The sequence below is a fragment of the Streptomyces sp. LS1784 genome, assembly GCF_020103755.1.
Taxonomy (GTDB): Bacteria; Actinomycetota; Actinomycetes; order Streptomycetales; family Streptomycetaceae; genus Kitasatospora.
This window is the reverse complement of the sequence record NZ_JAHSQD010001293.1, coordinates 1-505: the sequence shown is the minus strand read 5'-3', so window position 1 is coordinate 505 and position 505 is coordinate 1. Positions and strand designations below refer to the sequence as shown.

General features: G+C 77.0%; 1 pseudogene. It reads right to left on the bottom strand.

What is annotated here, in order from left to right:
* Positions 1-301 (bottom strand): annotated as a pseudogene (locus KS423_RS47055) (alpha-(1-2)-phosphatidylinositol mannosyltransferase); the annotation flags it as partial.
* Positions 302-505 lie beyond the last annotated feature (204 nt).

Here is a 505-nt window from a genome sequence, read left to right as displayed (position 1 = left end):
GCAGCCCCGGCGTCATCGCGGCGAGCGGTGCGGCGGCGCCGAACCACACCCGGTCGCAGCCGTGCGCCCGGGCTATCCCGGCGGCCTGGCGGGTGGCCCGCGGGGTCGGCAGCAGGGTGCGCGCGCGGTCGCGGATCACCGGGTAGGGGAGAGCGGCGTCGTGGCGCTCCGCGCCCGGTTCGGCCGAGGTGTAGACCACGACGTCGTGGCCGGGGACGCGGTCGGCCATGGCCTTGACGAAGGTCTCGATTCCGCCCTGGCGCGGCGGGAAGTCGTTGGTGACGACGAGGGTGGTGCCCATGGCAGGCCTTTCGGAGCGGAGAGCGGGAAGGCTTTCGGAACGGGGAGCAGGACGAGGACGAGCGGCAGCGCGAGGTAGCCGAACCGCCCGGCGGGCGCCAGCAGGAAGGCCGCCGACAGCCCCAGGGCCAGCCGGTGCGCCGCCGCGGCCGCGGTGCGCGGCGGGTGGGTGAGCAGCGAGGCCCCGACGGCGAGCCCGGCGAGC